Origin of the sequence: Brevibacillus formosus, assembly GCF_003013405.1 — a bacterium.
GTDB classification, from domain to species: Bacteria; Bacillota; Bacilli; order Brevibacillales; family Brevibacillaceae; genus Brevibacillus; species Brevibacillus formosus.
In genome coordinates this window covers 43,922-67,149 of record NZ_PXZL01000021.1, presented here as the reverse complement: position 1 = coordinate 67,149, position 23,228 = coordinate 43,922, and the positions used below count along the sequence as shown (strand labels likewise).

Below are 23,228 nucleotides of genomic sequence, written 5' to 3'. Positions count from 1 at the left end.
GCAACTGATCATGCAGATCCAGTTTTCAGGGAATAAAAGAAGCCATCCGAACAGGATGGCTTTTTTGCAATCATACCTCCAGCCACCAAACCCCCGCGCATTCCGGCAAAGTCACTAGCTTCTCCATAATGACTCTGTCCGCAAGTTCGTCCCCAAAGAAAAATCTTGCTTGCCGTTCTGCTTCTTTCAAGTCTGCAAATCGGTAGTCCAAGCGAATCCATTTGTGAGAGAAGCCGTGCCTGTTTTCTAACAAGGAATAATACTGTGTAAGAAATTCAGGTGGATGAGGTGTTTCATACCCAGTCCCCATCGTCTCCATAATGACGATCATGCCACCAGGACGAAGCACGCGTTTCATCTCCTGAATAATCTTTTCAAGATTGAGCTCGTTGTTGGGAACTTCAGAACTGGTGAGGTAACAAACCGTCCACCCTGCTAGGATGACATCCGCACTGTTATCGTCCGCAGGAATATTTCGATGATCCGCTACGCTGGTTTTCCAATTGGAAAGACCGGCTTGCGTCAGCTGTTGTGCATTCACTTCTAGCATGGCAGCGGATGCATCGAGAGCAAGGATGGACTTGGCATGAGGGGCGAGCACAGATGTAAGTCTACCTGAGCCAGCTCCCAGATCGATCACGTCCTTTCCTTTAATAGGGGTGATTTCTTCGATGACAGCGAGCAGACTTGGTTGTCTGGAAATCATCAAATCGTACTGTTCCGCCTGATTTTTATAAATGTGTTCGTGGTTTGGCATTGTTCACCCTCCAGTTACTTGATTGTACTGGGAAATATGGTAAAGCTTCACCCCACGTGAAGGTCAAGAGATAGAAAAAGGATTCCTCCTGCAAGTCTCATGAGCTACAGGGGAATCCTTCTTTTTCATTTAGGAACGGACAGAAATTAAATTCTTCGCCAGCGCTACCATCTGATCATGAAGGGTAGGGTCCAGTTGATTGCTTCCGGTGTGGTACGCGAGATGATACAAGATTCCTTGATCATAGAACTCCATCTCATGGGCGTTTGTGACAATTAGATTTACTGCGTGATTTTTATCATCATAATTGTAAAAGTTATACACATAAGAGCTGTTTGTCGTGATGATATGATGATAGAAAGTGATAGCGTCGGTCAGAGGCTCAACGCGCATGACGTTCCCAAACGAATCCAGTCCAGAAGCAGATGGCTTCACATGGGCCAAGGGGTTTTCATCTGTCTCTGTCATGCGTACGACGAAAAAGTCTTCCGTAATTGGGACTTCGCTATGCTGCCCGTATGTTAGCTGTAGCTGGTGTCGTATTTCTTTTTCGGAGCCTGAGGAGAATGAAACGAGATAGGCCGTCTCTTTTTCGACAGGAAAAGGCAGCTTCGTTTTATCCATTTGCTTGATGCGGCTTTGGAGAGACGAAGGCAATAGCGGTGTCATTTCCTGAATACTCATTGGCTTGTAATGCGTCACGTTTTCAGGATCTTGGGTCAGTCTGTGAATTTCGCTCTGGGCAAAAACATTTCCGCCAGCTTTTACGAGACCAGTGGAAGAGGAGCAACCGCCAAGCAATAAAAACAGGCTCACTGCAAGCGAACACACAACTTTTGGTCGAAAATTTCTCAAGGCTTTCCTCCTATTATGCCTCCGCCCCCTTCGTTTGATTGACGAGACGAAGCATCTTATTCCCGATGTTGATTGCTGCTTGAATAATATAGCCAGTCGTAAACGACAGCACGACTGTTCCATAATAAATCGGGCCATCTAACAGGAAGCTAGCGCTAAGAAACATGCACGCCAGCAAAATTTCTGTCCGTCTGAATGTCCACTTTAATCTTTTCGACATAACCAGCACAAATGCCTCTTGGGGAGCTGTGCACACTTGCGTACATACATACAACCCGATACCGCTGCCGATACAAATGTTTCCGAGTGCCATGGTCAGAAGTGGCGGCAATGAACGTATAGCAGCCATGAGCGCATCGATGGACCCGATCAAATCGACAAAGAGGGAGATCAGCACCATGACCAAAATAGCACCGATAGAAATATAACTGCGATCCATGAAAAGGACGATGATGACAAAGGTCAGGTTAATGGCAAACATCCAGAATCCAATCGATATCCCGAAATTTTGATACAGGGCAATAAACAAAGAATCATACGGGCTAAGACCAAAGGATGTAATGGTCGTCATCATGTTGATCCCGAGCGCCAAAATCAATAAGCCTACGATAAACAAAAGATATTCAAATTTTAAGCGAATCACAAAACACGACTCCTTTCATTCTACATAAGGAGAGCATAATATGTGGAACGCTTTTCAGAGCAAGCGGAATGTGTTTTGATGTATGTAATAAGTACTGATCCGACTTCGAGGAGTAATCTGAGTGGCTAACATAAGAGAAATCGCGAAATTGGCAGGCGTATCCGTTTCAACCGTTTCCCGTGTGCTTAACAACCATCCGTACGTGAACGAGAAAAAACGCGCGGAGATTCTCAAGATTATTGAAGAACAAAATTATGTTCAAAACAGCAATGCGGTCCACCTCTCTACCGGAAAAACGATGGTCATCGGTGTGACATTGCCTCTCGTCAACAACCAATACTACAGCTCCATTATCGAAGGCATTGCAGCAGAAGCAGCTCAGCATCATTACAAGCTGATGGTGTGCCAAACGAATAACAACCCCGAGCAAGAACGCAGCATTTTACACTTGCTCAAAAATAAAAAAATCGACGGGCTTATCATGTGCTCCAGGTCCAGCTCTTGTGAAACGCTCAATGAATACGCAGGATACGGACCTATCATCACGTGTGAAGCAAATGATACCACATCTGTTTCGAGTGTTCATATCGACCACTACAAAACCTTTCTGATCGGGATGGAGTATCTGATGAAGAAGGGGCATCGCCGGATCGGGTATTGCATCGGCAGAAAAAACAGCTTTAACAGTCAGCATCGCAAACGTGCCTATTACGAAAAGCTGCGTTCGATTGACGTGACACCCTCTCCTGAATGGTCATTTGAAGAGTGTTTAACGATCCAGGACGGCAAGGATGTCGTGGGGAAATTGCTGCATACAGAAGAGCGGCCGACAGCAATGATCGTATCGTGCAATCATATAGCGGCAGGGATCATCAAAGAAGCCAGCAGATTGGGGATTCGCGTACCGGAAGACTTAGCCGTAGTCGGTTGCGATGATCAGCCAATCGGAGAATTACTAGAGATCACCACCGTATCCAGCTCCAGTACGTTGATGGGAAAATACGCATTTGAGATGCTGCATGAGCGGATTTGGAGACAGCAGTTGGATGGGAAAAAGGAAGAGAAGGAACTGACGCCCGAATTGGTAGAGCGACTGACGACGTAAATCTTGAAAGATAGCACAGTTGATCAAAAAAAGGCCAGTGATCTCCCGCATACTAAAGAAAAATAGGTGAAGGAAGTCAAAGATGGACACGTACAAGCGGATTCAGGACGCGATTGATTATGTGGAAGAGCATCTTCAGGAAGAAATGAACATCACAGATATTGCTTCCAGGGCGCATTTCTCTGCGTTTCATTTTCAACGGCTGTTTCAGGCAATCTCAGGCTTCAGCGTACAGGAGTACATTCGCAAGCGCAGATTGTCGGAAGCTGCACTTGCGCTAAAAAACACAAGTGACAATGTGCTCGAAATTGCTGTGACCTATCAATATCAGTCGCAGGAAGCATTGACTCGCGCTTTCGAGAAGCAGTTCGGCATTACACCTGGAAGATATCGCAAAGAAAATCGATCGCTGCCCTACCAAGCCAAAATGGACTTCTTGACTTTTCGCCAAACAATCAAAGGAGAGATCACGATGAACAAACCGACGATCACGACATTGGACGAAATTTTAATCATTGGGCGCAGATACCGGACGAGCTTGCAGGATGAAAAGTATTTCACGGACATCCTGGGCTTCTATCAAGCGTTTGGCAGCAATCAAGATTTTTTGCGGATTCCAAATAAAGCGGCGGCAGACATGTCGTACGGAATCTCCTGCGAATTTGAGGATGACGGTAGCTTTTCCTTTGTTGTGGGAGAGGCTGTGCAAGGCTTTCCAGAAGAACTGCCAGAGGGCTTCATTTCACTTGTTCTGCCTGCGGGGAAATATGCGGAATTCAAGGTGAACGGGGAGGTCGATCTCGTGCAAAACACACGCAGGTACATTTACGGGACGTGGTTGCCGAATTCGAATTACAGAGAGGCGAGGGACCCGATTTCGAAGTGACAGATGTGTGGGGCTCTCGTTTTCCAGATGCGATAAAGATGAGCATCTATATTCCGATAAAATAGCCACTGGCTCGTGAATTTTACATGACCTTCACACGCCATCCATTCCAGCTTTATACCTGTTTGCTACAGTGTAAATGTAAGAGCGAATGTACAGGAGGCGGGTAGGGTGGAAGTGCGGATTGAGCGCGTCATAAGAGATGATTTTGCGGAAATGATTACGTTGGCGGATATGACATTACCCGATCGAATGAACTTGCATGAGCTGAAAAAATATATGGAGCTGTTTCCTGAGCTGATTTTCAAGGCGACCTATAACGGCGAGCTCATCGGTTTTAGCTGCGCCGGCATTGATATGTACCAGACGACTGGCTGGCTTCTGTTCAGCAATGTGAGCAAGGAGTTTCAAGGCCAAGGTATCGGCAAGCGGCTAATCGAAGCCAGACTGCAAGCCCTGCGCCAGTTTCCAACACTTCGCACCGTGCAGGTTACGGTGAGTGAAACGAACGCATCCTCTATTCGCGCACTGTCTGCCTATGGTTTTCGTCTGGCTCATGCTGAACAGGATTACTACGGGCCGGGCAAGCATCGGAATTTGATGGAGCTGCCGATTTTGCCTATGATTGAACCAGAAAAAATAGAGTCGTCCATCGTGACTACTTAGGTGGATTCATGAAAAAAGCGGAGGAGCTAAAGCTTTCCGCTTTTTCATATGTTGGTATCGGTGCTGTAGTGGAGGGAAGAAGTGCATTTCCAGTCTGCGCTTCGGAGTAAATGGCGGGAGCGCTTCAAACGCAGAAGTTTCGTTGAAGGATTCCATAGGTGAAGCTGAAATTCCCCGCCATTTATTCCGAAGCTGGGTAGGGCTCCAAAGGCGCTTGGACTGGAAATGCACTTCTTCCTACGTGGCCTTGGTTAACATCTCGAGGGTGATTCAAGAAGTGTATAAATGAAACTCCTTTGTATGCACTGACAAAATGGCTTAAAAAATGAAGATAACATTGTTATAAAGAAGTCCTGCCACATGTTTGAAAGGAGACGCCCGAAAGAAGAGAGGATACAGGCTACTGGAAAACATGTGGCAGGGCTTCGGGCTCCACAATCGTTGGAAGACAACAGTGATTACCCCTTCGTTGCAATCAGCAAAGCAGCCAACACCTGCTGCCCAAACGCAGTAATCTGCGTCCCTTGCTTCTTGACCCCGATGGAGACGCATCCAGAGCGGTCCAGCACGGTCAGCTTGTGCCTGATTTGGGCTTCAGTCAAGGTGGTCGGACTCTCTATCCTCGCGTGCAGGGCGCTGCGCCCAATACGCTCCTGACGCTTGTAGCAATCGGACAGTACTTGCAGGATCGCTGCGTAATCTACCAAGGAGCCTTGCCTGGACAAATACCGGATTGTATCTTCCAACGTATCATTCCGGTTAGAGAGAAGTGGTGGAGTAGAGACATGCCCCACAAAAAAACGCTCCGGTAAATGAGATAGCTCCACCTGATTCCCCTCTGCGATGACGACTGCATAGTGAATGAAATTTTCCAGCTCGCGAATATTGCCTGGCCAATCGTAACGGAGTAGTTGTTCCGTCACTTCTCGGGAGAAGGACAGACGCTGCTTTTTTTTCTGCAAAAAATAATCGATTAGCACCAAAATATCATCTGGACGATCACGCAAGGGCTGGATGTGCAACGGCAGGACGTTCAGTCTGTAGTACAAATCCTCGCGAAACGTCCCTTTTTTGACCATTTCCATCAGATTGCAATTTGTAGCGGCGATGACGCGGACGTTGACTGGAATGACACGATAGCCCCCTACGCGCATGACCTGCTTTTCCTGGAGAACGCGAAGCAGTGACGCTTGGATGCTGAGTGGGGCATCCCCAATCTCGTCCAGAAAAATGGTCCCGTTGTGAGCCAGCTCGAATAGCCCCATCTTTCCACCTTTTCGTGCTCCGGTAAAAGAACCTTCCTCGTACCCGAACAATTCGCTCTCTACCAAGCTCTCGGTCAGCCCTGCAAAATTGACGGGGACGAACGGACCGTCACGGCGTGTCGAGTGTTGATGGATGGCTTGGGCAAAAACTTCCTTCCCGGTTCCGTTTTCCCCTGTAATGAGTATCGTAAAGTCGCTTTCGGCAAGCTTGGTTGCGACTCGCTTGTTGGCCTGAATAGACGGGCTTTTGCCGATGATATTGTCAAACGAATACTTGGTCATCAGTCCGAGATTGGCACTCTTCGTCCGTATTTCCTGTTCGAGCTGCTGTACCTTCGTCACGTCTTGAAAGGTAATGACCGCGCCCAGAAATTGATCATCCAAGAACGTGGGAATCTTGGTAACCAAGAGGTACAAATCGCGGAATTCCAATACTTGCTTCGTTACTTCTGTGTGTGACTCTACTACCTCTAGAATAAGAAATTCGGGAATGACCTCCGCTACATTTCGTCCGATGCAGGTTGCTTCCGTTATATGCAAAATTTTCTCGGCTTCCTTGTTCAGCACAGTGATATTCCCAGTGGCATCTGTGCCAATGATGCCTTCATGAACGGCATTTAAAATGGAGCTCAGCTTTTCATTTAGCTTCCGTTCATTGTGTACCGAGTTGGTCAGCTTGCGCCCGATATGGACGAAATCACTGATGAAGTCAGCCGTGTACAGGTTTGCCTTATCCGGAGACAGGTCAAGCAGGCGAGAAATATCAAAGATCGTCGTCAAATCCAAAGGGCGGTGCCCTAATTCAATGACGTTTTCAAAATGACCAGGAATCAGCTCCCTGAGCCCATGACAGACAGCGACATCTATTTGATCTTTTTCAGGAAGCGGGGTCTCGGTATCGGGCACGTACGGCACAAATGTCAGATGAGAAAATCCGAGATGAAACAAGAGCTCAATCGCGCCTTCTACCATTTCGATGGAGTTGGAAACAAAGAGACAGCGAGTTCCTGGCGTCAAATCCATGAGTTGATCCAATTTGTTAATGTCAATCGTGCGCCTTGCTAGCAGCACGGGGATGTCTGACGGAGGAGCTGGCTGATCGTGCAAGAGACTCGTGTCCGAAACGAGGATGAGATCAACTTCATCGTATACACTCGGGTGAAGCCGTTCTTGCATGTGGTTTCGAATGATGTCCAAACGGTTGCCGAAAAAAGACGTGAGTGTGTTTGCAAATAGCAGGCTGATCGTCTCCAGTCGGGTCATCAACAAGATGCATGGTTTCTGTTTTATCATGATGTGACTCCTTTATATCTGCCGAATAGCTTTTTGATTTGGGTGGAAATATTGGATGGGATATCTACAAAGAACAACCTATATTATAACCTAAAAATACGGAATTGTTCAGAAATGCTTAACTTTTATAACAATACAGTCTTGGCACAATTATTGCTATACATTCGGTAGAACAAAAAGAGATACTAGAGAGACATCAAGGAGGATGATGAATCGGATGAATCCGTTCTTATACATGGACGAGCATCGCGACGAAATAGTGCGAACATACGAAGATTTGCATCAATTAGCGGAGCCGAGCTGGCACGAGGAGAAAACAGCGAGATATTTGCGGGAACGCTTGGAGGCCGCTGGTATTGCCGTCACACGCTTCGAGGGGCACCACGGCTTTTATGCTGAGATTCCTGGGAAGAATGCTGAAATCGTGGCTTTGCGAGCGGATATGGATGCACTCGTGCAGGAAGTGGACGGCGTAGTGAGACCGAATCACTCATGCGGACACGATGCTCACTCGACACTGGCTCTCTACAGCGCCCTTGCTATTCAAGCAAGCGGAGCGGTGCCGCCGAAAACGATGCGCTTTCTATTCCAGCCTGCTGAAGAGAAGATGGGCGGAGCCTTGCAGATGATGAAGGATGGTGCCCTCGAAGGCGTGACAAAGCTGATCGGCGTCCATCTGCGCCCGGAAATGGAAGTCCCGTATGGTAGTGCTGCTCCAGCGATTTTGCATGGATCGTCTAGCTCCATCAGAGGGACGATTACAGGTCTGCAAGCACACGGAGCACGTCCGGCGCTCGGTAAAAATGTCATCGAAGCCGCTTCGTTTTTGGTCCAGGCGTTGCAAAACATTCGTCTGCAAGACGGATGCTCTTTTTCCGTGAAGATGACCCAATTGCAAGCAGGGGGAGAAACAGTAAACGTTATCCCTGATCGAGCGACCTTTAGCCTCGATGTACGTGCCCAGTCCAATGAAGGCATGGCAGAATTGCGAAGAAAAACAGAGCATGCCATGAGTCAGACAGGGGCTTTGATGGGCATGGATGTGGAGTGGGAATGGTCGGGAGTCACACCAGCTGCGGTCGCCAATGCGAACATGATCCAAGTAGCGCAAAAGGCAATTGGGCAAGTGCTGGGTGAGGACAAAATTGCCGATATATGTGTGACGCCAGGCGGAGAAGACTTCCATTTTTACGCGATCCACCGCCCTGAGCTGGCTACCACGATGATTGGTCTGGGATGTGGGCTCACACCTGTTCTGCATCATCCACAGATGACTTTTCAGACGGATGCCTTGATTTATGGGGCAAAAATCATGACAGCTGCGATTTATGAAGCAGCCCAACATTCTTAGAGAACCGCTACACACGCAGGGGGTTACCTTATGACAGAGAGCAAGCAACTAAAAAAGAAAAGCTTATTTCGGCTAGACGCCTACGTCCTTTTGTTTTGCATCTTACTTCTATGTGCGTTGGCTACCTATGTGGTCCCGACTGGAGAATTTGACCGTGTAAAAAACGGCAATGTGACGACGGTTGTTCCGGGCAGCTATCATGCGGTGGAGCCGAATCCTACAGGCTTTATCGAGTTTTTTACCGCGATCCAGACAGGGATGGTCAAAGGCGCGCCGATCATCTTCCTCGTTTTGTTCACAGGCGGTGCTTTAGCTGTTTTGGATAAGACAGGTGCACTCAACGCAGCGATTCTGACCATGGTCCGAAAACTGGGAAATAGAGAGTGGCTGCTGGTTATTTTGATCACTTCCGTCTTTTCGGTATTGGGTACGTTGGGTGTCATCGTCAACTCCGTCATTGCTTTCGTTCCGCTTGGCATCATGATTGCGAGAGCGATGAAAATGGATGCGATTTTCGGTGTGGCTCTGATTTATCTGGGTGTGTATGCCGGATTCAATACGACAATTGCTTTTCCAGGAACGCTGGGCTTGTCCCAAGAAATCGCGGAGCTGCCGCTGTTTTCAGGTATCGGCTACCGCACCATCATTTATGTTACGTTTGTGATCGTCACCATCCTGTACATCGGGCGTTACGCGCGTAAGGTTCGTCAAAACAAGAGTATCTTGGGGGGTGAGCTCTTTCCTTCTGATAGTGGTTCAACCACGATGGAAGTAGATACGAAAAATGTTGATTTTACTACTCGTCACAAATTGATCTTGGCGTTTACGGGGATCGTTCTCATTGGTTTTATCGTCTGCACGATCTTGTTCAAATGGGACGTAAACGAGATGTCCGGAATCTTTATTTTTATTGCGATCGGAGTAGGCTTGCTCAACAAGATGAGCGGCAACGATATCGCCAAAACGTTCTTAAAAGGCTGTCAGGGACTGATTTATGGGGCTTTGATTGTCGGTATGGCACGAGCGGTCACGGTCATTTTGGAAGATGGGAAGTTCCTCGATACCATCGTGTACGGGCTCGCTACCATTCTGGAGCCGCTCTCACCGATGGCAGGGGCGATTGGGATGTTCCTCGGAAGCGCCGGGCTGCACTTCTTGATTTCGTCCGGTTCAGGTGAAGCCGTTATGCTGATGCCGTTGTTGGCACCATTGGCTGACCTGATGGGCATTACGCGCCAGGTAGCAGTAGAGGCTTTGATGCTCGGAGAAGGTGTGGTCAACTGCATTAACCCGACCTCAGGTGTTCTGATGAGTATTTTGGCGATGAGTGGCATTTCTTATGGAAAATGGCTGAAGTTCATGCTCCCGCTCACAGCGGTATGGACAGTTCTCTCCATCGTGTTTATCGTGATCGGGGTATTGATTAACTGGGGCCCGTATTAATCCGACATTCGATGACAAGAAAGGCTTGTACTCTTGCCAGCTTTTTGATTCTAGAAAAAATCCCCCAACGGCTACATAGCTTTGGGGGATTTCCTTTCCTCTATTGACCAATGATGATGCGTTCTTTCGGATAATGGTAGCGGACGATTCGTTCATTGCGCTTCAAAAAGAGGAGCAAATTGATAATCCCGATACGTCCGATCATCATCGTAATAATCAAGATAAGCTTGCCGCCTATGCCCATCTGAGCCGTAATCCCAGTAGACAATCCGGTCGTACCGAAAGCAGAGCAGACCTCGAACAAGACGTGCTGGAAAGGTAAATCCTCCAGCCAGACGAGCAGCATGACCGCTGTGAACACCAGGACGATCGCGATGAAAAAGACAGTGAAGGAGCGTTGAATGTCCTCATCAACAAGCTCTCTTCCGAACACTTTTACTTCCTTGTAGCCACGCATGTTGGCAAAAACCGAGGCAATCAGGACGAAGAACGTCGTAGTGCGTATCCCCCCGCCCACGCTGCTCGGCGAGGCGCCAATGAACATCATCCCGGAGAGCATGATGAGTGTTGTGGTCGACAAGAGACTGATATCCATCGTAGCCAAGCCGCCGCTTCGCGAAGAGACGGAGTGGAACAACGAGTAGAATAACATTTCATGCCAGGTCTTATCGGCCAAAAACTGATTTCGTTCAAAAACGAAAATGAGCAGGGCGCCAATGGCGATTAAGGAAAAGAACGTCAGTGTCGTAATCTTGGTGAAGAGTGAAAAGGTGAAACGAACTTTTGCACGGCGATAGGAAAAATACGTTCTCAGCTCCACGAGTACGGGAAACCCGATCGCTCCACAAATAATCAAGATCATCACGATGGTCTGAAACACGTAATCGTGGGTAAAGTCGAGCATGGAGTTTCCGTGCAGGTCAAACCCGGCATTCGTAAAAGCACTGACAGAGGCAAAGTAACCGTGGTAGAACGCGGTGTACCAGTCATCATAGTAGCCGGCGTAAATAAAATGACTGCCTAACAGGATAGTTCCCACTAGCTCGATTAAGAGCGCAATCACGAGAATATTGCGCATCAGGTCGACCAGACCGGACAACGTGGAGCGGTTGTGGTCCGTCGCGATCCAGATGCGCTGTTCCAGACCGATTTTTTGACCCATGAGGATCCAGATGAACGTTCCGAGTGTCATGATTCCGACCCCGCCAACCTGGAAGAGCAACGTAAGAAAGAGAATCCCCCACTGGTTGAAAACCTCATGAATCGTAATGACAGTAAGCCCGGTAACGCTGATGGCACTCGCCGCGGTAAACAAAGAGTCAATAAAAGAAAGAGAGACTCCCGGCAAGTGAAAAAACGGCAATGACAGAAGAAACGCTGAGATCAGGATGAGCCCAACGTAGGCAAACACGATGATTTGAACAGAAGTCAATCGACGCTTTTGATTGGATGATAACAAAATAAATGGCCTCCTGAATAAGCTTCATGAGGATAATCATACCAAAAAAAGTTCGCAAGCAAAAATACTAAGAAAACACCCCTTGTCTGCATGTAGCACCAAAGACAAGGAGTGTTCGTTCATCTACCTCTTATTGAGACGGAGGGCACGTCTAATTTGACCGCGAATCTCTCCATCCGGATTTTGCGTCGTGTGCACGTTTACATACGTTTGCCCGTTCTTCATGAGCCGAATCAATTCTGACAGGGGTCTGCCCTGCAGCGGACCAACCAAATCAGCTTGAGTAATGGAACCAGCCACAACACCCCGATTCACACTGATACCACGCGTTACAGGACCAAACAGGAATACAACAACAGGTCCATTTACTCCTCTGGCCCCCACATGAATATGAGCTTCCGTGAAATTCCGCAAATTGTTCACGACCAATCGAAAATCGAGTCGTTGTCCATTCTGGCTTAATCGAAAGCTAGTAGTACCTGTTGCATTTGTTCTGACTGGCGGAACCTCTTCAGAACCTCGTAAAAAAGCTCGAAACCTAAATGGCATAGTAATCACCTCCTACTTTCTACAATATTTTTACTGCTCATACATGGCTTGTACGTTTGTCCAACGCGGATTGAGCATGTACAAAAAGGGCTAGCGAAAAGATCAGTTGACAATGTATCCGCAAGAATGGTAAAGTTCAGAATGTATTTATTGGAAATTCGAAATATTAATGGAAAGGTGGGCTAGTCATGAAAAGAATTGTACGCATGGGTCATCCATACAAGGGCATACATGACGTAACCCCACCATTGATACGAGCGTAGTATCGTTTTTTTGATCTCGTTAACATGGCGTAGGTTATCTTTTGTAGCCTACGCCTTTTCTATTTTTGTTGATGAAAAGGCATGTTGCTCACGGGCGATATGTCTTTTTTGTCCCTAAAAAAGGTCACCCACCCAGCTAAAGAGAGGGGAGAAACAAAAGATGTTCTCGGTTTTGGCAAAGCTTGATTGGTTTTTCAAGGAGCATTGGAAACGTTATACGGTCGCTATTCTGCTATTGATTCTAGGCGGCCTGCTGGAGATTATCCCTCCAAAAATCATCGGGGTGGCTATTGATGAGATTCACCTGGGGACGCTGACTGGTGAGCGGCTGGTATCCATCTTGCTGTTTTTCGGCGTATTGTCTGTCGCGATTTATTGGGTCAATTTTATCTGGATTCGCCAGCTGTTTGGGGGAGCGTTTCTGGCGGAGCGGACGTTACGGTCGAAGCTCATGACGCATTTTTTGCGGATGACGCCGACGTTTTATCAGCGCAATCGTACCGGTGATCTGATGGCACGAGCGACAAATGACCTCAAGGCTGTCTCAATGACGACAGGCTTCGGAATTTTGACAATGGTAGACTCGTTATCCTTTACAGGGGCGATTGTGCTGACGATGGGCTTTCTGATCAGTTGGAAGCTGACCTTAGCAGCGATCCTTCCATTGCCGTTCATGGCCTATATCATCAAGCAGTATGGGAAAAAAATTCACGAGCGTTTTTCTACCGCACAAACCTCATTCGGTGAGCTAAACGACCGTGTGCTGGAATCCGTCTCTGGCGTTCGTGTGATTCGAGCCTACGTACAGGAGATGGCGGATCAGGAGCGCTTTCGCCAAAAAACCCATGAAGTGTATCAAAAAAATATGGATGTGGCGAGAATCGATTCGTTGATTGAACCGACCGTCAAAATATTGGTTGGGGTCAGTTATATGATCGGCTTGATCTACGGTGGCTACCTCGTGTTCCAAAGAGAACTGACCTTGGGAGAGCTGGTCTCGTTCAACGTTTATCTCGGGATGCTCATTTGGCCGATGTTTGCGATTGGCGAATTGATTAATGTGATGCAAAGAGGAAGTGCTTCGCTGGATCGGGTCAATGAAACCTTGGCGTACGAAGCCGATGTAACGGATCACGACAGACCGGTTCATGTGGCAGTACCAGAAGTCATTCGGTTTGATTCGGTGACATTCCGCTATCCATCTGCGCAGGTTGATCAACTAGTGGATGTTTCCTTTACTCTTGGTCGAGGGCAAACGCTAGGAATCGTCGGGCGTACGGGAAGCGGGAAATCCACCCTGGTGCGACAGCTGCTTCGCGAATTTCCGGTAGGGCGAGGAGCCATCAGTGTTTCGGGAGAGGCGCTAGAACAGATTAGCCTGGATAACATCAAGAGCTGGATTGGCTATGTACCGCAGGAACAGATTCTGTTCTCGAAGACAGTCCGCGAAAACATCCTGTTTGGGAACAACGAGGCAACAGAAGAACAATTACAGGAAGTGTTGAAGCAGGCCGCATTTGCTCGGGATGTGCAATTACTGCCTGAAGGCTTGCAAACGCTCGTGGGTGAAAAAGGTGTAGCCCTTTCTGGCGGGCAAAAACAGCGAGTCTCGATTGCCCGTGCTCTTTTGGTCAATCCGGAAATCTTGATTCTCGATGATGCCATGTCAGCGGTGGATGGCAAAACCGAAGCGGAGATGATCGCGAATATTCGCCGGGAGCGTGCAGGCAAAACAACACTGATCACTACACATCGCTTATCGGCCGTCCAGCATGCAGATTGGATTCTCGTCATGGACGAAGGGCGAATCGTCGAGGAAGGTACACATGCACAGCTATTGGAGCTGGGCGGTTGGTATAAAGAACAATTCGAGAAACAGCAGATTGAAGCGACGCTGACAGAAAGCGGGTGAATGAATGACGACGGGGAAAAGGCTAGTCCACTATGCAGCTATTTTTAAAAAGACGATCCTCTTGGCTGTTTTGATGCTGTCCATCTCGGTTGGGGCAGAACTGACGGGACCGTTTTTGGCAAAAAAAATGATCGATACGCACATCATGGGCATTGAATTCCCTTGGTATGAAACGGCACAGCATGAGGATTCCGTGCTGTACAAAGGGAAGTACTACACGAGACAGGACCACTTGGCAGCAGGGGAGAGCACAGGTGGGGAAGTTCGTGTTTTGCAGGTGGGACGCGACTATTATTTCGTGAATCAGGCGATTTCGTATGATGGGGAGCGCTCTATTGCGGATGGGAAGCTCGTCATTGTCAAAGGTGCGGATCGAGCGGAGTACCAGGCCACTCTCTTAAGCAATCAGGAGATATTTGAATTTTTCCGGCCAGAGACAAGCGGCTTGCTCACACTGGCTGCTCTCTATTTCGGATTATTGGTAGTTGCCTCACTTTTCCACTATGGACAAAAGTTCTTATGGCAAAAATCAGCGAATCAAGTCATAGAGAGACTGCGTATTGACGTGTTTGCGCATATTCAACGATTGCCCATTCAATATTTCGATCATCTCCCTGCCGGGAAGGTGGTTGCTCGTGTCACAAACGATACGGAGGCAATCCGTGAACTGTTTACGAATGTGCTCGGCAACTTTATTACGAGCGGGATTTATTTAATCGGCATTTTCGCAGCGCTGTTCTTGCTTGATGTACGACTCGCGCTCGTGTGTCTGGTTATTTTGCCGATCATGGTCGTGTGGATTTACTTGTACCGCAAGTACGCTTCTGCATTCAACCATGTCATTCGGGCACGCATCAGCGACATCAACGGAATGATCAACGAGTCGATCCAAGGGATGCCGATCATTCAGGCGTTTCGCAGAGAAAAGGAAACGATGCGGGAATTCGGCGAACTGAATGAAGAACTGTTCACCTATCAAAATAAAATGCTGCGGCTCAATGCGACCGCCTCGTTTAACTTAGTTCAGTTCATCCGCAATATCGCGTTTGTGTTGTTCATCTGGTATTTCGGAGGAGCGTCCCTTGGGATAGGTACACTGCTGTCGCTTGGTGTCCTCTACGCATTCGTCGATTATCTCAACCGCTTGTTCCAGCCGATGACACAGATCGTCAACCAATTGGCGAACCTGGAGCAATCTCTCGTCGCGGCGTCGCGTGTGTTTGAACTGCTGGATGAAGAGGGCGTTGACGTTGATCCAGCAAAGGTTCCTTGCTATCAGGGGAATGTCCGCTTTGATGATGTTTCTTTTGCCTACAAAGACGACCAATACGTGCTGAAAAACATTTCGTTCGAGGCTTGGCCTGGAGAGACAGTGGCACTGGTTGGTCACACAGGCTCGGGAAAAAGCTCGATTATCAATCTGTTACTCCGCTTCTATGATGTAAACAACGGAGCGATTATGATTGATGGGCGCAATGTGCAGTCGTTTTCCAAACAGCAGCTTCGCCAGCATATGGCTATTGTTTTGCAGGACCCGTTTTTGTTTACAGGAACGATTCGTTCCAATGTGAGTCTGGATGATCCGTCGATTTCGCCGGAAAAAGTGGAGAAGGCCTTGTGTGATGTAGGGGCAGACCAACTGTTCCGCAGTCTCCCGCAAGGATTTGATGAACCCGTTATCGAGAAGGGCAGCACGCTTTCGCTCGGACAGCGTCAGTTGATTTCGTTTGCGCGTGCTCTCGCGTTTGACCCGGCTATCCTCATTCTGGATGAAGCGACTGCCAGCATCGACACGGAAACAGAGGGCATTATTCAAAATGCACTTGAGGTGTTGAAAAAAGGGAGAACGACCTTTATCATTGCTCATCGCCTGTCTACGATCAAAAATGCAGATCAAATTCTTGTTTTGGATCGAGGCAGAATTGTAGAGCGAGGAAAGCATGAAGACTTGATGGAGAAGCGAGGCAGGTACTATCAGATGTATCAATTGCAGCAAGGGAACAAAGAAGTGCGGGTGCAGGAGGCAGTAGGTAAGCACGGGAGCGCCGCAGCTCTGACCTAGTTTTTTCTACTCTTTTTGCGTCTTGAACGGTAAGATAGAGCATAGAAGTATGGACTTTTCAGGAGGGATCATCATGCCACATCTTATCGTTCGAGGCATTCAAGCTGAACAAATGGCCACGATTAGCGAACCGCTTGCAGTGGAGCTTGCTGCACTATGCCAATGCGGCACGGATAATTTCACAATCGAATGCTTACAGACGACAGGCGTTTTTGGCGGGAAAATCGTGGAGTCGTTTCCTTTTATCGAAGTAGCGTGGTTCGAGCGTGGGCAAGAAGTTCGTGACCAGTTTGCCCAGATTGTAACGAAGCATGTCCTATCTCTTGGCATCCCAGAAGTGGAAATGGCATTTGTTGCTTATCAAAAAGAAAGCTATTACGCCAACGGAGAGCATTTCTAAAGAGCAGCCGACAGGTGCTGTCGATTTCCCGGGAAAGAATCAAGACATTCGACAAGAGTACGGAAAATTAAATGAATACAAGCATGGAATAAAGGTGTTCCTTTCGTAAGTACGAGGTTTTTCGTACGAGACGGGTGGAGCACCTTTTTTTTATTTGTAGAACCAAAAATTTCTAAAATAGGTGTCACAAACAAAAGATGCCAGTTGTTATTCATAGTGAGAGGAGGGCAAACAGTGGAAAAAACAGAGATAGAGCGCCTGCTGATTGAGATAAAAGCAGGTTCTCTTGAGCAATACGAACTCATTATCGATCACTATCAACAACCGATCTTTACATACTGCTATCACATGCTCGGTCATCGCCAAGATGCGGAAGACGCTGTCCAGGAAGTCCTGTTTCGTGCCTACGAGCATCTTGACCAGTATACGTACTCGCTGTCATTTTCTGCATGGCTGTACCGGATCGCTTACAACCATTGTGCGAATGTGCTAAAGCGCAGGAAATTAAGCCGCGTGTTGCCCTTTTTGTACAACCGAGATCAGGATGGACGCAACTATGTCGAGGAGAGCATCGACAGCAATTATTTCGGGGAGCCGCTCGAACAAATTTGGAAACGGCTGTCCGCCGAAGAACGAACACTCATTTTCCTGCGTGTGCTAGAGGAAAGAGAGTACGAGGAAATATCGGAGCTGATGGACAAAAAGGCTGCGGCTCTGCGCAAGCAATTTGAACGCGTTTTGAAAAAGTGCAAACGTTATTTGCCAACGATGGAAGGGGTGGCCGCTAATGGACAAAAATCCGTTTAATCGCATGCAAGACATGCTGAGAGCGAAGCCAGTCCCGAAAGTCGATGTCAAACATAAAGTCATGGCAGCAATTCGTGCCAAGGAAAACAAGGAGGAAAAAGTCGTGAAAAAGAAAATTGGCTTGCTAGTCACTGTAGGTATGCTCGTCGGAGCGTCTTCCGTATGGGCGGGAGTAGAAATGATCCAGTTGAAAAATGAGAAGGGCGAAGTGATCTATGAAGTTTCCCAACATACAGATCAGCAACAACAAAAAATGCTGGAGCGCCTTTCTCCTGAGGAAAGAGCTAAACTAGATGCGTTAAAAAAAGAAAGCCAGCAGAGGAGTAAAATCGTTACAGATATTATGAATGGCTTGAAGCCGGGAACCACTGCCGCTATTTACTGGGTGCCCACAAAAGAAGAGGAAGAAAGATACAAGGACATGAAGTTTGTTAAGGGCAAACATCCGAATGTTGATGTTGTTACGAAACCGGTTGAATACAAAGGGTGGAAGGAAATGGAGCCTCTTGTTGGGGAGATGTTTACGTTACCAGCCGAGCTCGAGGGAGGGTACCCCTTTGATTATGGAGTGATAAACTATGAAGATAGCGACAAGTACGATGTAGAAGCGATGAAGGCTGAAGCAATCAAACACAACAAAAAATACATCGTAAAGGAAATACCTGCAAGCAACAAATTTGACAGCGCAAGTGTCTACTATAAGTCTCAGAAAGGAAATGTAGGGGTAGAAGTAAGACTACTCGAGGACGATAGCAATGGTATGGGAACAAACGCCCAGAATATTGAAAAAGTCATGGTAGGTAAGAATGAGGCAGTGCTTGCCAAACATACCTTTAAGGATGGCAGTGCCTCTCAATGGATCTCATGGGTGAAAAACGGTACCAAGTTGCAATATATGGTCGATGCTTCAGAGGAAGTGGCATCCAAAGACGAGCTGATTAAAATCGCAGAGCAAATCAACGAAACGAAATAACCATAATCCAAATAGAGGAGTACCACAAAGCGCCAGTTTGGCTTGTGGTACTCCTTTTCTATCTCTAATTGCTTATGTCACTCAACTTGCTCACCTTTTTACCGATCAACTGCTTCAAGCCATCCATGTTAATCAGGATAATCCCGACAATAATCGTGATTCCCCCTACGAACGACAGGAGGTAAAGCGGCTCATTGTACAGGGTGACGCCCAAGCTTAAGGCGATCAACGGAGAGATATAGAGCCACGTGGATGGAAACACAGGGTTGGTCTTGGCAACGAGCCAATAGAAAATGGTGTGCCCCATCATGGAACCAACGAAGACCAAGTACAGGAGCGAGAGGATCGCATTTGCCGTGAGCATCGATTCGATATGAACTTGCTCCGTAAATAACGATAAGACAAGCAGCATGGCTCCTCCGTACATCATCTGTGCTGCATTCAAAGCGATGGGTGAGGTGTCTTGAAACCGTTGAATGACGCTACGGGAGTAAACAGCACCAGCAGAATAAAAGATTTGCCCGAATAAAACCACTATGCACCCAGCGAGCCAAAGGAAGCTGAATGAGATGGTTGTCGCACCGGGTAAAATCAGCAAGACAACACCGACAAATCCAACGAGACTACCAGCCCACGATATGGCAGAGAGCTTTTGCCGTGAAATGCCCGTTTGAAGCAGCATGACCATAAGCGGCGCTGTTGCCGATAAAATCGCAGCGATTCCTGAGCTGATATGCTGCTCCGCCCAATACAAGGTGGCAAATGTCCCAAACGTTAAACCGATTCCGGTAAAAAACATCTCTCTATGGAGCAGCAGCGAGAGACGCGCCTGTTTTTTCCAGAGCATAAATGAAAACAAAATCACACCTGCCAAGAAGAAGCGAATACCAGCAGAGAAAAACGGCGGCGCCCCCGCATCGATCCCGACTTTGATTGCCAAAAATGTCGTTCCGAATATCAAGCACATGACCACATAATTAAGCAGTACCATTATGATTCCTCCCTTTTCCTCATCATAAAGGGAAGGAAACAGAACAGATGAAATGGAATAGAACAGATGTGAGGGTCAGTGATTTATCATGGGGGAAAAGGGGGAGCTTGCATGAAAAGGGAGGCTCTTTCAAACAGTCATTCTGATAAGCTTTTCGAACAAGTGTATGACTATCTTCTGGACCGAATCAGACGCGAAGAGTGGAGAGCACATGAGAAGCTTCCTTCTGTTCGAACGTTGGCGTTGGAATTGAATGTGCATCGCCTGACGGTTTTTAAAGCATTTCAATTATTAAAGCAAAACAGCCATGTGTATGTGAAGGATAAGTCGGGGTATTATGTACTACCGAGCAGCCTGTTGCCAGTGGAGTCGATGGATGATCCAATCGTTTCTGCCTATGTGCACAAGAGTCACCTTTCGGAAATTCATCAGGTGCAGGCGACCTATCAATTTTCCAAAGCATTGATCGAACCGAATTTATTGCCAAATCATTACTTCTCCGAGTACGTGAAGAAAGTGTTTGATCTGTATCCAAAAGTGCTGGGTACCTATTCAACCACACAAGGAGATCAGGAGCTGCGGGAAGCGCTGTGCAGCTATTATGTCAGCCGTTATCATTTCCACTTGTCACCCGATGAGCTGATGATCACATCAGGTTCGCAGGAAGCGATTGATCTGGTTGCCAGAGTCCTTGTAAAGCCGCGTGATGTCGTGTTGCTGGAGAGACCCACTTACAGTCCTGCCATCGATGTATTCAGAAGACAGGGAGCCAAAATGATTCCCATCGAGATCAAGCCGCATGGGTATGATTTGGAGCAGATTGAGCTGTTGATGCAAAAAGAAAAGCCCCGCCTGTTTTATCTCAATCCGACCTTTCACAATCCAACCGGCTACACGGTTCCAGCTGAACAACGGAAACGATTGGTGGAGCTGGCTGCGGAGTATCAGTGTCTTATCGTGGAGGATGATCCGTGCCGTGATATTTACTTCGGCGATGAGCCTCCACTGCCGTTTTTTTCTTACGACACAGCGGGCTATGTCATCTATCTGCGCAGCTTTAGCAAGTACATCGCGCCAGGGCTTAGTATTGCCACTGTGGCATGCCGTCCAGCTCTCATGAGATATTTGATCCAAGCAAAATCACTGTCAGACAGCGGAGCGCCCCTGTTGAATCAAAAGATTTTTTTGCATTATTTCTTCTCCGAACGGATGCAGCAGCATTTGGCGAAGCTGCGGATTGCACTGGCCATTCGCCGGGATATCATGGAGGAAGAGCTGTCTGTGACCGACTGGGAGTGGTCCAGCCCGCCAGGAGGCTTTAATTTATGGGTAAAGCTGCCTGACTCCGTCCCGATGGAAATTCTTTTGGGGAAGTGCATAGAGCAATCCATTACGTTTGTGCCCGGTGCGATCTGTGACCCGCTGCGGGAGTTAAGCTCTTGGATACGCATCAGTTATTCCTATTTGAATGAACAACAGCTGCGCGACGGTTTGCAAAGGCTCGTCAGTACGGTTCGCCAGTTGAACATGGAGGAATAAAGGAGGGGCTGGGTCGAATCATCCGTATTTGAAAATATAAAAATTTTAAGAAGCGATAGGTACTGTGTTATACTGAGCCTACCATTTACTGTTCTTGTAGCATGCCCTACTCCATTTACGCGAGTAGGGTTTTTTATTTGTGTTTCAGACAACAAAAAAACAGACCCTCTTATAGGAGTCTGTTTTTTTGTGTATGGCTATATTAAACTTTTTGAACGTTAGTAGCTTGTGGGCCGCGTTGTCCTTGTTCTACGTCAAAAGTAACTCTTTGACCTTCGTCAAGGGATTTGAAACCTTCGCCTTGGATAGCAGAGAAGTGAACAAATACGTCTTCTTTACCTTCGCGCTCAATAAAACCAAAACCTTTTTCTGCGTTAAACCATTTTACTGTACCTTGTTCCATTGTTATTGCCTCCTAGTGTGTAACACACATATATTACTATCCTTGCTCTCAGGATCATCTAGACGAAAATTTGCTATCTACGCTATCCGTTGCTTCGAACAAAAATAATTCTTTACTAGCATAACAGGATATTGAAAGGATAGCAAATGATTCGCGAATATTGATGAAAGAAAATACAGCGGAGCCACTATACTAACTTCCAGCCCGTCCCTATTTCACAAGCTTTTATTCAGATCAGACAATTCCTTGGCCGTCAGATTGCGCCATTGGCCCAATTTCAAATTACCCAGCGTAATGTTCATGATGCGTATCCGTTCAAGCTTTCGCACTTGATAACCAAAAGCTTGGCACATCCGTCTGATTTGTCGATTCAGCCCTTGCGTCAGTACGATATTGAAGACGCGGTCGCTGACTTTGGTTACTTTGCAAGGCTTTGTAGTCGTTCCGAGAATGCGTACGCCGTTTGCCATTCCGTGCAAGAAATTCGCCGTGATCGGCTTGTCTACGGTGACGATGTACTCTTTGTCATGATTATTCTCAGCACGCAAAATTTTGTTTACGATATCCCCGTCATTGGTTAACAGGATAAGGCCTTGCGAATCTTTATCCAGACGCCCGATAGGAAAAATCCGCTCCGGGTGATTCACGAAATCGATGATGTTGCCTTTGACGTGCAGTTCAGTGGTACACGTAATTCCGACAGGCTTGTTCAAGGCGATGTAGACATCTTTCTTTTTAGCACCGAGCGGCTGCCCATCTATGCGGACGTCATCTCCTGACGCAACCGTACTTCCCAATTCCGCGAGCTGGCCATTGATCGTCACGCGCTTGGCCTCGATTAATTTATCGGCTTCTCTTCGCGAGCAAATGCCGGTTTCACTGATGAACTTATTAATTCGCATGAGACGTTCCTTTCGCTATTACTGCTGCTTTTCCAGTTTTTCAAGTAGTTTATTCCGCCAAGGCAGGGCCAATTCCTCCACCTCGAGCATACGCTGTATCGTCTCTTGGGATGGTGTCTTGTCGTGGAAGTATAAGTGATGAATCGACGCTACCGTTACTTGTTTTGGATGTGCAGTGATGAGGGTAATCTTGGAGTCTGGCTTGATCGTCCCTTCCTGCAGGACGCGGAAGAAATAGCCCGTATAGCCCATTTCCACCACCGCTTTGAGCAGTTGGTTATTGTTGTTTCGCTTGTTGATCGTCGCGCAAGGAAATCTGCCTTGGGTCACTTGCAGGATGGTATCACCGAATTGATACACATCCCCGATGCAGACCTGCTCTTCGGTCATGCCCGCAAGCGTGAGATTTTCTCCGAATGCCGCATTGGTCAGAGGTTGGCCGAATAACTTCTCCCAATGGGCATAATGTTCAAAAGGATACGCACAGACGACGCGGTCTGGGCCGCCGTGGTATTCTGGATTCGCAATATCGTCGTCGTCAATTTTCTCGGAACGGACAACGAGCTCGTTTGCTTCTTCCTTCCAAATGCCGGAGAGATATTCCTTGCCGTTGTACATATTACTTTTAGGTAATCCTTTACTAATCGTAACGATTTTTCTGTTCAACTAATGCTCACTCCCAGCCTGTACGATTGCTTCTCTTT

The 23,228-nt window shown here is 47.4% G+C and carries 20 protein-coding genes and 1 pseudogene; 11 read left to right on the top strand and 10 right to left on the bottom strand.

Annotated elements, in window-relative coordinates; translation table 11 throughout:
- Nucleotides 1-70: 70 nt before the first annotated feature.
- The 3 genes from C7R91_RS19825 to C7R91_RS19815 form a co-directional block, all read right to left on the bottom strand.
- Nucleotides 71-757 carry a class I SAM-dependent methyltransferase gene (locus tag C7R91_RS19825; protein ID WP_047073405.1) on the bottom strand — a complete coding sequence of 229 codons (687 nt, stop codon included), beginning with the start codon at nt 755-757 and terminating at the stop codon, nt 71-73.
- A gap of 129 nt (nt 758-886) precedes the next feature.
- Nucleotides 887-1,612: a hypothetical protein gene (locus C7R91_RS19820; RefSeq protein WP_047073406.1), complete on the bottom strand. Its 726-nt coding sequence runs from the start codon at nt 1,610-1,612 to the stop codon at nt 887-889.
- Between the two features lie 13 nt (nt 1,613-1,625).
- Complete coding sequence (locus tag C7R91_RS19815; RefSeq protein WP_047073407.1) at nt 1,626-2,255, bottom strand: YczE/YyaS/YitT family protein; 630 nt, start codon at nt 2,253-2,255, stop codon at nt 1,626-1,628.
- Nucleotides 2,256-2,376: 121 nt separating this feature from the next.
- Between C7R91_RS19815 and C7R91_RS19810 the strand changes: the two genes are divergently transcribed.
- The 3 genes and pseudogenes from C7R91_RS19810 to C7R91_RS19800 all read left to right on the top strand — a co-directional run bounded on the left by C7R91_RS19810 (nt 2,377) and on the right by C7R91_RS19800 (nt 4,912).
- Nucleotides 2,377-3,360, top strand: coding sequence for a LacI family DNA-binding transcriptional regulator (locus C7R91_RS19810; RefSeq protein ID WP_047073408.1), 984 nt, complete (start codon nt 2,377-2,379; stop codon nt 3,358-3,360).
- 82 nt (nt 3,361-3,442) lie between these two features.
- Nucleotides 3,443-4,311: pseudogene (locus C7R91_RS19805) on the top strand (AraC family transcriptional regulator).
- A gap of 106 nt (nt 4,312-4,417) precedes the next feature.
- On the top strand, nt 4,418-4,912 hold the full coding sequence (locus tag C7R91_RS19800; RefSeq protein ID WP_047073409.1) for a GNAT family N-acetyltransferase: 495 nt from the start codon (nt 4,418-4,420) through the stop codon (nt 4,910-4,912).
- 458 nt (nt 4,913-5,370) lie between these two features.
- Here the strand turns inward: C7R91_RS19800 and C7R91_RS19795 are convergent, their stop codons facing one another.
- Nucleotides 5,371-7,470 carry a sigma-54 interaction domain-containing protein gene (locus tag C7R91_RS19795; RefSeq protein ID WP_047073410.1) on the bottom strand — a complete coding sequence of 700 codons (2,100 nt, stop codon included), beginning with the start codon at nt 7,468-7,470 and terminating at the stop codon, nt 5,371-5,373.
- Nucleotides 7,471-7,687: 217 nt separating this feature from the next.
- On the opposite strand from C7R91_RS19795, the gene C7R91_RS19790 reads away from it, so the two are divergent.
- Complete coding sequence (locus tag C7R91_RS19790; protein ID WP_047073411.1) at nt 7,688-8,821, top strand: M20 peptidase aminoacylase family protein; 1,134 nt, start codon at nt 7,688-7,690, stop codon at nt 8,819-8,821.
- 30 nt (nt 8,822-8,851) lie between these two features.
- Nucleotides 8,852-10,264, top strand: coding sequence for a YfcC family protein (locus C7R91_RS19785; RefSeq protein ID WP_047073412.1), 1,413 nt, complete (start codon nt 8,852-8,854; stop codon nt 10,262-10,264).
- 100 nt (nt 10,265-10,364) lie between these two features.
- Here the strand turns inward: C7R91_RS19785 and C7R91_RS19780 are convergent, their stop codons facing one another.
- Together C7R91_RS19780 and C7R91_RS19775 are read right to left on the bottom strand one after the other, a co-directional pair.
- A complete protein-coding gene (locus C7R91_RS19780) occupies nt 10,365-11,723 on the bottom strand; it encodes a TrkH family potassium uptake protein (RefSeq protein ID WP_047073413.1) in 1,359 nt (452 codons plus the stop codon).
- Between the two features lie 123 nt (nt 11,724-11,846).
- Nucleotides 11,847-12,272 carry a CHRD domain-containing protein gene (locus C7R91_RS19775; protein ID WP_047073414.1) on the bottom strand — a complete coding sequence of 142 codons (426 nt, stop codon included), beginning with the start codon at nt 12,270-12,272 and terminating at the stop codon, nt 11,847-11,849.
- Nucleotides 12,273-12,695: 423 nt separating this feature from the next.
- Between C7R91_RS19775 and C7R91_RS19770 the strand changes: the two genes are divergently transcribed.
- The 5 genes from C7R91_RS19770 (at nt 12,696) to C7R91_RS19750 (ending at nt 18,689) form a co-directional block, all read left to right on the top strand.
- Nucleotides 12,696-14,447 carry an ABC transporter ATP-binding protein gene (locus C7R91_RS19770; RefSeq protein ID WP_047073415.1) on the top strand — a complete coding sequence of 584 codons (1,752 nt, stop codon included), beginning with the start codon at nt 12,696-12,698 and terminating at the stop codon, nt 14,445-14,447.
- A 4-nt stretch (nt 14,448-14,451) separates the two neighbouring features.
- Complete coding sequence (locus tag C7R91_RS19765; protein ID WP_047073416.1) at nt 14,452-16,509, top strand: ABC transporter ATP-binding protein; 2,058 nt, start codon at nt 14,452-14,454, stop codon at nt 16,507-16,509.
- A gap of 73 nt (nt 16,510-16,582) precedes the next feature.
- Entirely contained in the window at nt 16,583-16,909 is a 327-nt protein-coding gene (locus C7R91_RS19760; protein ID WP_047073417.1) for a DUF1904 family protein, read from the top strand.
- 234 nt (nt 16,910-17,143) lie between these two features.
- Nucleotides 17,144-17,716, top strand: a complete 573-nt coding sequence (locus tag C7R91_RS19755; protein WP_047073419.1) for an RNA polymerase sigma factor — start codon at nt 17,144-17,146, stop codon at nt 17,714-17,716.
- Entirely contained in the window at nt 17,697-18,689 is a 993-nt protein-coding gene (locus C7R91_RS19750) for a hypothetical protein (RefSeq protein WP_047073421.1), read from the top strand. The genes C7R91_RS19755 and C7R91_RS19750 overlap by 20 nt, the downstream gene beginning before the upstream one ends.
- A 64-nt stretch (nt 18,690-18,753) precedes the next feature.
- Here C7R91_RS19750 and C7R91_RS19745 read toward each other — a convergent pair whose 3' ends face one another.
- Entirely contained in the window at nt 18,754-19,680 is a 927-nt protein-coding gene (locus C7R91_RS19745; protein ID WP_047073423.1) for a DMT family transporter, read from the bottom strand.
- Nucleotides 19,681-19,791: 111 nt separating this feature from the next.
- Between C7R91_RS19745 and C7R91_RS19740 the strand changes: the two genes are divergently transcribed.
- Nucleotides 19,792-21,219: an aminotransferase-like domain-containing protein gene (locus C7R91_RS19740; protein ID WP_047073425.1), complete on the top strand. Its 1,428-nt coding sequence runs from the start codon at nt 19,792-19,794 to the stop codon at nt 21,217-21,219.
- 202 nt (nt 21,220-21,421) lie between these two features.
- Here the strand turns inward: C7R91_RS19740 and C7R91_RS19735 are convergent, their stop codons facing one another.
- The 3 genes from C7R91_RS19735 to C7R91_RS19725 form a co-directional block, all read right to left on the bottom strand.
- Entirely contained in the window at nt 21,422-21,622 is a 201-nt protein-coding gene (locus tag C7R91_RS19735) for a cold-shock protein (RefSeq protein ID WP_047073426.1), read from the bottom strand.
- Between the two features lie 215 nt (nt 21,623-21,837).
- A complete protein-coding gene (gene rluF, locus C7R91_RS19730; RefSeq protein WP_047073427.1) occupies nt 21,838-22,524 on the bottom strand; it encodes a 23S rRNA pseudouridine(2604) synthase RluF in 687 nt (228 codons plus the stop codon).
- 18 nt (nt 22,525-22,542) lie between these two features.
- Nucleotides 22,543-23,190: an MOSC domain-containing protein gene (locus tag C7R91_RS19725; RefSeq protein WP_047073428.1), complete on the bottom strand. Its 648-nt coding sequence runs from the start codon at nt 23,188-23,190 to the stop codon at nt 22,543-22,545.
- Nucleotides 23,191-23,228: the final 38 nt, after the last annotated feature.

What these genes read in the sequence shown, in the direction of transcription:
- C7R91_RS19790 (WP_047073411.1), top strand. Translation starts at nt 7,688, where the DNA reads ATGAATCCGTTCTTATACATGGACGAGCATCGCGACGAAATAGTGCGA.
- C7R91_RS19825 (WP_047073405.1), bottom strand. Translation starts at nt 757, where the DNA reads ATGCCAAACCACGAACACATTTATAAAAATCAGGCGGAACAGTACGAT.
- C7R91_RS19740 (WP_047073425.1), top strand. Translation starts at nt 19,792, where the DNA reads ATGAAAAGGGAGGCTCTTTCAAACAGTCATTCTGATAAGCTTTTCGAA.
- rluF (WP_047073427.1), bottom strand. Translation starts at nt 22,524, where the DNA reads ATGCGAATTAATAAGTTCATCAGTGAAACCGGCATTTGCTCGCGAAGA.
- C7R91_RS19760 (WP_047073417.1), top strand. Translation starts at nt 16,583, where the DNA reads ATGCCACATCTTATCGTTCGAGGCATTCAAGCTGAACAAATGGCCACG.
- C7R91_RS19785 (WP_047073412.1), top strand. Translation starts at nt 8,852, where the DNA reads ATGACAGAGAGCAAGCAACTAAAAAAGAAAAGCTTATTTCGGCTAGAC.
- C7R91_RS19770 (WP_047073415.1), top strand. Translation starts at nt 12,696, where the DNA reads ATGTTCTCGGTTTTGGCAAAGCTTGATTGGTTTTTCAAGGAGCATTGG.
- C7R91_RS19750 (WP_047073421.1), top strand. Translation starts at nt 17,697, where the DNA reads ATGGACAAAAATCCGTTTAATCGCATGCAAGACATGCTGAGAGCGAAG.
- C7R91_RS19795 (WP_047073410.1), bottom strand. Translation starts at nt 7,470, where the DNA reads ATGATAAAACAGAAACCATGCATCTTGTTGATGACCCGACTGGAGACG.
- C7R91_RS19745 (WP_047073423.1), bottom strand. Translation starts at nt 19,680, where the DNA reads ATGGTACTGCTTAATTATGTGGTCATGTGCTTGATATTCGGAACGACA.
- C7R91_RS19765 (WP_047073416.1), top strand. Translation starts at nt 14,452, where the DNA reads ATGACGACGGGGAAAAGGCTAGTCCACTATGCAGCTATTTTTAAAAAG.
- C7R91_RS19735 (WP_047073426.1), bottom strand. Translation starts at nt 21,622, where the DNA reads ATGGAACAAGGTACAGTAAAATGGTTTAACGCAGAAAAAGGTTTTGGT.
- C7R91_RS19775 (WP_047073414.1), bottom strand. Translation starts at nt 12,272, where the DNA reads ATGCCATTTAGGTTTCGAGCTTTTTTACGAGGTTCTGAAGAGGTTCCG.